The organism is Brevibacterium metallidurans, assembly GCF_037101285.1.
GTDB classification, from domain to species: Bacteria; Actinomycetota; Actinomycetes; order Actinomycetales; family Brevibacteriaceae; genus Brevibacterium; species Brevibacterium metallidurans.
On the sequence record NZ_BAAAAF010000007.1, the window covers coordinates 150,270 to 157,322 of the forward strand.

Below are 7,053 nucleotides of genomic sequence, written 5' to 3' on the forward strand. Positions count from 1 at the left end.
TCACGAGAAGAGGAGAGAGACATGAGGTACGCACTGCTGCTCATGGGCAACGTCACCGACGCCGACTGCGGCGAGGACGGCGGTCCCGATCCGAGCGAGTTCATGGCCTTCGACAAGGAGATCACCGACGCCGGCATCGTCGTCGGCGGCTTCGCCCTCGAGGGCCCCGAACACGCCGTGAGGGTCAGCGACTCCGTCGTCACCGCAGGTCCGTTCGCCGAATCCGGTGAGTTCGTCGGCGGCAGCTACGTCATCGAGGTGCCCTCGATCGACGAGGCGATCGCATGGGCGAAGCGCAGCCCGGGATCGCGGTTCGGCCATATCGAGATCCGGCCCGTCGCCGACTACTGATGGAGCCGGCCGAGCCCGCCCGGGTCCTCACCGCGATCGGCGCGGAGGAACGCGGGCGGCTGCTCGCGGCGCTGGCCGCGAAGTTCCACGACCTCGATCTCGCCGAGGAGGCCCTGGCCGAGGCCATGCTCCGCGCTGTCGAGACGTGGCCGGACAGAGGGGTCCCTGACCGTCCGCAGGCGTGGCTGATGACGACGGCGAAGAACCGGGCGATCGACCTCATCCGCACCGACGGCGCCCGGGCCCGCAGTCTCGCCCGGCTGCGCATCGAGGACGAGTCCCGGCCCGGTGACCACGACGATCCTGCCGACCGCCTCGGCGAGGCCCTGAGCACCGCCGACATCCCCGACGAACGGCTGGGACTGTTCTTCACCTGCTCCCATCCGACGCTGGGGGAGAGCGAGCGGATCGCACTCATCCTCCGATTCCTCGCCGGCTGGACCACGCCCGAGGTCGCTGCGGCCTTCCTCGTCGACGCGAGAACCATGCAGCAGCGGATCGTGCGGGCGAAGAGGCGGATCACCGTGACCGGGATCCCCTTCGGCGCCCCCGCACCGGATCAGCTGGCCGAGCGGCTGCCCGGGGTGCTGCGGGCCGTCTACCTCATCTTCACCCAGGGCTTCGTCGCGACCACGGGTCGGTCGCACGCCCGCGTCGACGTGCAGGAGGAGGCGATCGGTCTCAGCCGTCTCCTCGTGCGGCTGCTGCCCGAGCAGGTCGAGGCCCAGGGTCTGCTCGCGCTTCTCCTGCTCACCCGTTCGCGGGCGGGAGCCCGGATCGCCGCCGACGGCGCACCGGTGCCCTTGGCCGAGCAGAACCGGGCGGACTGGGATTCGGCGCTCATCGCCGAAGGGCTCGGACTCGCCCGTGCGGCCGCCGCTCGGGCAGGAACCAGCCGGGCAGGGGCGGAAACGTACACGGTGCAGGCGGCGATCGCCGCCCTCCACGCCGAGGCGGCGTCCTTCGCCGACACCGACTGGCCGCAGATCCTCCTCCTCTACCGGATGCTCGCCCGCCTCGACCCCTCACCGGTGGTCAGGCTCAACCTCGCCGTCGTCCGCGGTCGGGTCGACGGGCCGAGGGCGGCGCTCACCGCCCTCGATGCGCTCGCTGATGATCCGCAGCTCTCCCGCCATCGCCCCTTCCACCTCGCCCGAGCGATCACGCTGCGGGAGCTGGGCCGGGACGCGGACGCCGAGGCGGCGGTCGAGGCGGCGCTTGGGTGCCCCGGCAATGACGCGGAGTCCGAATACATCACTGCCCGGTTCACCGACAGCGGTCGGTGAACCGGGCAGGAAAGCGTGCGACGGCGCGGTGCCTCAGGCGGCGAAGCGGATGATCGGCTCGCCGGACTTCACGGCAGTGCCGGCGTCGACGAGCACCTCGGAGACGGTGCCCGAATGGCCGGCCTTGAGCGGCTGCTCCATCTTCATCGCCTCGATGACGGCGAGGGTGTCACCGGCTTCGACCGTGTCACCGGCGGCGACGGCGACGGAGACGATCGTGCCCTGCATGGGCGCGTTGAGGGCGTTGGACTCGTCGGCGAGCTGAGCGCCCTTGCGGCGTAGGTTGCGCTTGCGGCGGGGCACGCTGGGGCTGGGGACGTGGCCGAGGTCGGAGATGACGTCCTTGGGGACCGAGACCGTCATCCGGCGACCGTCGACCTCGACGACGACGCTGAAGCTGTCGGCAGTGGTGCTCATGTGATCTCCTGTGGTCGGTGCGGCAAGCGGGTTGACGAACGCGGTCTCGAGCCAGTTCGTCCACACGTCGAAGTCACCGGCGAAGGCGGGCTCCGAGACGAGGACGCGGTGGAGCGGCAGCAGGGTCGAGACGCCGTCGATGCGGTATTCGGCCAGGGCGCGCCGCGAGCGTGCGAGCGCCTGGTCACGGTCGGCGCCGGTGATGATGAGCTTCGCGAGCATCGGGTCGAAGTCGGTGCCGACGACGCTGCCCTCGCCGATGCCGGAGTCCAGGCGCACACCCGGACCCGCAGGGGCGCGGTAGTTCTTCACGGTGCCGGTGGCGGGGAAGAACGTCGTGGGATCCTCGGCATTGATGCGGAACTGGATCGCATGGCCGCGCACGGCGGGGAAGGCCTCGGGAAGCTGCTCGCCCGAGGCGATGCGCAGCTGCCAGCCGACGAGGTCGACTCCCGTGACCTCCTCGGTGACGGTGTGCTCGACCTGGATGCGCGCATTGGCCTCCATGAAGATGATGGTGCCGTCGGTGCCGAGCAGGAACTCGCACGTCGCCGCCCCCACGTAGCCGACGTGGGCGAGCACGCGGATCGAGGCTTCGGAGACGATGCGCTCCTGCTCCTCGGTGAGGAACGGGGCCGGGGCCTCTTCGACGATCTTCTGGTTGCGGCGCTGGAGTGTGCAGTCGCGGGTGGAGAGGACGCGGACGTTGCCGAAGGAGTCGGCCAGGCACTGCGTCTCGATGTGGCGGGGGTGGACGATCTGCTTCTCGATGAGGCATTCGCCGCGGCCGAAGGCCGCGAGCGCCTCACGGGTGGCTGCGGTGAACGCAGCTTCGAGGTCGTCGGCGCTCGGGCAGGCGCGGAATCCGCGACCGCCGCCGCCGTGGACGGCCTTGATGACGACGGGGTAGCCGATGCGGTCTGCGACCTCGGCGGCTTCGGCGAGATCGGCGACGGCGCCGACCGAGCCGGGGGCGACGGGGGCTGCGACTGCCTCGGCGACCTCACGGGCCCCCGACTTGTCGCCGAGGAGTTCGATCGCGGCCGGGGGAGGGCCGATCCAGGTCAGCCCGGCGTCGATGACGGCCTGGGCGAAGAGGGCGTTCTCGGCGAGATAGCCGTAGCCGGGATGGATCGCGTCGGCTCCGGAGCGCTTTGCCAAGGCGAGGATCTTGTCGATGTCGAGGTAGGTCTCCCCGGCGCCGGTGCCCTCGAGCAGCCAGGCGTCGTCGGCGAGCGAGACGAACTCTGCGTCCGCATCGGCTCGAGTGTAGACGGCGACCGCTTTCATCCCCAGGTCGTGCGCAGCCCGGATGATGCGCAGGGCGATCTCACCGCGGTTGGCGATGAGGACCCGGCGCACGGGCGCAGTGGGGACGGTGGTGGACAGCGGTGCGGTCGTCTCTTCGGGGAGAACTGTGGTCATGGTGCTCCTTTTGTATGATCACAGATCAATTTAGGGATCGCCGCAAACGCTTTGTAGGACACCGATAAAAACTGGGAGAGAAAACTTCGAACGCCTCGGGCGTGTCCTCTCGACCGCTCCGAGTCTACCGCCGAGGCGTCCAGAGGTCGGGCCAGAACAGGCCGATCTCCTGGGCGAGTTGCCTCACAGTCGGCAGACTGAGGCCGAGCACGGTGAGGTGGTCGCCGTCGAGCCGGTCGACGAAGGCTCCGCCGTAGCCGTCGATCGTCAGCGCCCCGGCGACATGGAACGGCTCCTCGGTGGCGATGTAGGCCTCGAGCTCCTCGGGAGTCGGGGTGCCGATGAGCACGGCCGTCGACGAACGGGCCGAGCGGAGGTCGCGCAGCGCCAGCGGTTCGTCGGTGCTCGCGCGTTCGAGGAGGGCCAGCGAATGCCCCGTGTGCAGGGTCGTCCACTCACCGGCCATGTCGGCCCACACCTCGCGGGTCCTCTCCGCCGTCCCGGGTTTGCCGATCGCCTGGCCTCGATGTTCGAGCAGGGAGTCTCCGGCGATGACGACGCAGCTGAGCTCGTCTGCGAGCGGGGCAGGCAGGGAACCGGGCGGCATCGCGGCGATGCGGTCGACGACGGCGCGGGCCTTCGCCTCGGACAGGGCCGTGGTGAGGTCACCGACGCCGCCGGAGAACGTCTCCTCGATCGCATCCTCGTCGACCTCGGAGACGATGACGGTCGGCTCGATACCGGAAGCCGTGAGGATCGCGCGCCGCGACGGTGACTGCGAGGCGAGGACGACCGGGATCATCCGGCTCGGCCCTCGGTCTGCGGGTCGACCGGGTCGTCGGCAGCGGTCTCCGACGCTGTGTCCTCTGACATGACGCCCTCGGGCATGACGTCCTCGGACGCGACGGTCCCGGCGGCGTCCGACGCTGCGGCCGTGTCCTCGGGCGTCTCGCGGGTGTCGTCGGGAATGTCATGGGAGCGATCGACGGCGATGGGGGCCTCGAGACGTTCGGCGATCGCCGAGAGCACGGTGGAGGCCAGCTGGGCGTAGCCGAGCGCACTGGGGAACCGCCCCGACTCGTTGAGCAGGGACTTCCGGGTCGTGCCGGTGAGCGACCCGGTGGCCTGCAGGGGCACGGCCCGAGCCGAGAGCGCTGCCAGCCACTGGGAGCCGGCGAGGACCCGGGAGGAGCGGCGCAGGGTGGTCTTGAGCGGGTCGCGCAGCCCCGGCAGTCCGCCGAGGTTGGGGCAGACGAGGACGAAGACGGTATAGCGGCCCTCCCGCTGGAGGCGGTTGATCGCCTGGTTGAGTGCGGGAATGCCGATCGGTCCGTGGATGGGATGGATGACGTCGCCGGTGCCGATCGAGATGATCGCGAACCGCCGACGGTCCGACGACGGATCAGACCCGTGGCGGGCGAGCCGACCGGAGCTGAGTATCTCATCGACCTGCTCGGAGAGGGTGTCCGAGAGTGCCGAGGGGCGGGCGGTCGACTGCACGCGCACCGCGGTGCCCAACAGTCGGGCGAGTCCGCGTCCGATGAGCATGGCCGGGGTGTCGGCGGGGTCGTCGACGTCGATGCCGCACACCCAGGAGTCGCCGATGACGGCGAGTGAGGCGGTGCCGCCGTCGTCGTGATCCGGCGGGGCGGAGACCTCCTCGGCGATCGTGGGGAAGGGGCGATCGCCGTCGCCGTCGAAGCCGCGACGCAGGGACGAGGCCTGGTGGCGGAGCAGACCGGCGGCGGAGGCGCCGATGCCGACAGCCGTCCCTGTCATAGTGGCAACGGCGTAGAGCATGCGCTTGCCCACGAGAATCACCCTCCCTCTCGGGTCATCATTCCACCTCGAACGCGTCGTGACCAACTATTGTTGGAGCATGTCAGAGAACGAGAACACGCCGTCGCCGAACCGGCTGCGCGCCGCCTGGGCCTCGCATCGCCGAGGACACGCCGACGCGCAGCCGACCAGCGACGAAGGCCATGCGGGAGAGATCGATCCCGTGGAGATCGCCCATTCCCGGATCGAATCCGCATCCGAACCCTACGTGTCCCCGGGGCTGCGGGTCGCCGCCGCCTGGTCGTGGCGCTCGATCGTCGTCCTCGTGGCGATCGGGGTGGCGTTCTGGCTGCTTGCGAAGGTCTGGCACGTCCTCCTCCCGGTGCTCATCGCGCTCCTGCTCGCAGCCCTGCTCGCGCCGCTGACGGGGTGGATGACGAAGAAGGGGATGCCGCGGGTGCTCGCGACGATCATCGCGTTCTTCGGCTTCATCATCGTCGTCGCCGGACTCTTCACGCTCGTCGGTCAGCAGATCTACTCGGGCATGCCCGACCTCGTCGGTCAGGTGATGACCGGTTTCTCGAGCATCAGCAGCTGGCTGGCCCACAATCCCTTCGGCCTCGACTCGACGACGATCTCCGGCTACATCGACGACGGGGTGAAGTCGGCGACGGACTTCCTGCAGAACAACAGCTCGCAGCTGCTCGGCGGAGCATGGGAGGCGACCTCCTCGGTGGGGTCGTTCCTCGCGGGACTGCTCCTGTGCCTGTTCACGACCTTCTTCTTCCTCTACGACGGCAAGCGGATCTTCCGCTGGGTGATGAACCTGCTGCCGGTGCCCGCCCAGCCGGTGGCCATCGGCGCCGCCCAGCGCGGCTGGACGACGCTGACCCAGTACGTGCGGGTGCAGATCCTCGTCGCCGCCGTCGATGCGATCGGCATCGGCATCGGCGCGGCGATCCTCGGCATCCCGCTCGTCATCCCGCTGACGCTGCTCGTCTTCCTCGCCTCGTTCATCCCGATCGTCGGTGCGATCGCCTCGGGCGTCGTCGCCGTCGTCGTGGCGCTCGTGTCGAACGGATTCGTCGCGGCGCTGATCATGCTCGCCGTCGTCATCGGCGTCCAGCAGCTCGAAGGCCACGTCCTCCAGCCGTTCCTCATGGGCAAGGCCGTGTCCGTCCATCCTCTCGCTGTCGTCCTCGCGGTCGCCGCCGGCGGCTTCCTCTACGGCATCGTCGGTGCGCTCTTCGCGGTGCCCGCAGTGGCGGTGATCAACACCGTCGTCAGCTACATCGTCCACGCCAACGGTCCCCGCGGAGGCGGGGAGCCGCCGGACGAATCCGAGCCCGACACCGAGGCGGAGGCCGTCCTCGAAACCGCGAAGGACAAGCTCGCCGAGGCGATCGATGACTCGGGCGCCGACCACTCCGCCGCACACGCCGCCGGCGACGGAACCTCAGATGGTGACTCCGCGAGCGCGGACGCGGCCGGAGTGAAGGGCAACTCTGGCTCCGGAACCTCCGGGGCGAAGGGTGCGCAGGCCCCCGGCGCTTCGGGTACATCCGCCACCGGCACCTCCAGGGACTCCGACACCCCCAAGGAATCCGACGCCCCAGAGGGCAAGGAACCTCCGCAGGGCCGCTGAGGCACACAACCGCTCGACAGAAGTCCACACGCGATGGTCATATCCAACGCGTGTGGACTTCTGTCGAGCGGTTGCTCGTGTCGGGACCCAAATGCTGACGCGCGTCTGGGGCACACACTGAGAAGACCGGTGGGGGGGGGGGGGGGGGGG

General features: G+C 69.7%; 6 protein-coding genes. 3 read left to right on the forward strand and 3 right to left on the reverse strand.

What is annotated here, in order from left to right; genetic code table 11:
• Window positions 1–21: 21 nt before the first annotated feature.
• Together AACX88_RS10825 and AACX88_RS10830 are read left to right on the forward strand one after the other, a co-directional pair.
• The gene (locus AACX88_RS10825) at window positions 22–351 is read left to right on the forward strand and encodes a YciI family protein (protein WP_339393019.1); all 330 of its coding nucleotides are present in this window, start codon (window positions 22–24) and stop codon (window positions 349–351) included.
• On the forward strand, window positions 351–1,637 hold the full coding sequence (locus AACX88_RS10830; protein WP_339393020.1) for an RNA polymerase sigma factor: 1,287 nt from the start codon (window positions 351–353) through the stop codon (window positions 1,635–1,637). The genes AACX88_RS10825 and AACX88_RS10830 overlap by 1 nt, the downstream gene beginning before the upstream one ends.
• Before the next feature lie 33 nt (window positions 1,638–1,670).
• Here AACX88_RS10830 and AACX88_RS10835 read toward each other — a convergent pair whose 3' ends face one another.
• The 3 genes from AACX88_RS10835 to AACX88_RS10845 form a co-directional block, all read right to left on the reverse strand.
• Window positions 1,671–3,479, reverse strand: a complete 1,809-nt coding sequence (locus tag AACX88_RS10835; RefSeq protein WP_339393021.1) for an acetyl/propionyl/methylcrotonyl-CoA carboxylase subunit alpha — start codon at window positions 3,477–3,479, stop codon at window positions 1,671–1,673.
• Window positions 3,480–3,603: 124 nt separating this feature from the next.
• Window positions 3,604–4,281 (reverse strand): Maf family protein, encoded by a 678-nt coding sequence (locus tag AACX88_RS10840; protein ID WP_339393022.1) that lies wholly within the window; start codon window positions 4,279–4,281, stop codon window positions 3,604–3,606.
• Window positions 4,278–5,258 (reverse strand): SGNH/GDSL hydrolase family protein, encoded by a 981-nt coding sequence (locus AACX88_RS10845; RefSeq protein ID WP_339393023.1) that lies wholly within the window; start codon window positions 5,256–5,258, stop codon window positions 4,278–4,280. Before AACX88_RS10845 ends, AACX88_RS10840 begins: the two co-directional genes overlap by 4 nt.
• 100 nt (window positions 5,259–5,358) lie before the next feature.
• Here AACX88_RS10845 and AACX88_RS10850 point away from each other — a divergent pair, with 100 nt between their 5' ends.
• Window positions 5,359–6,903 carry an AI-2E family transporter gene (locus AACX88_RS10850; RefSeq protein WP_339393025.1) on the forward strand — a complete coding sequence of 515 codons (1,545 nt, stop codon included), beginning with the start codon at window positions 5,359–5,361 and terminating at the stop codon, window positions 6,901–6,903.
• The last annotated feature ends 150 nt before the right edge of the window (window positions 6,904–7,053 follow it).

Excerpts from the sequence above, each read along its gene's own strand:
- AACX88_RS10825 (WP_339393019.1), top strand. The coding sequence starts at position 22 with ATGAGGTACGCACTGCTGCTCATGGGCAACGTCACCGACGCCGACTGC.
- AACX88_RS10830 (WP_339393020.1), top strand. The coding sequence starts at position 351 with ATGGAGCCGGCCGAGCCCGCCCGGGTCCTCACCGCGATCGGCGCGGAG.
- AACX88_RS10835 (WP_339393021.1), bottom strand. The coding sequence starts at position 3,479 with ATGACCACAGTTCTCCCCGAAGAGACGACCGCACCGCTGTCCACCACC.
- AACX88_RS10840 (WP_339393022.1), bottom strand. The coding sequence starts at position 4,281 with ATGATCCCGGTCGTCCTCGCCTCGCAGTCACCGTCGCGGCGCGCGATC.
- AACX88_RS10845 (WP_339393023.1), bottom strand. The coding sequence starts at position 5,258 with ATGACAGGGACGGCTGTCGGCATCGGCGCCTCCGCCGCCGGTCTGCTC.
- AACX88_RS10850 (WP_339393025.1), top strand. The coding sequence starts at position 5,359 with ATGTCAGAGAACGAGAACACGCCGTCGCCGAACCGGCTGCGCGCCGCC.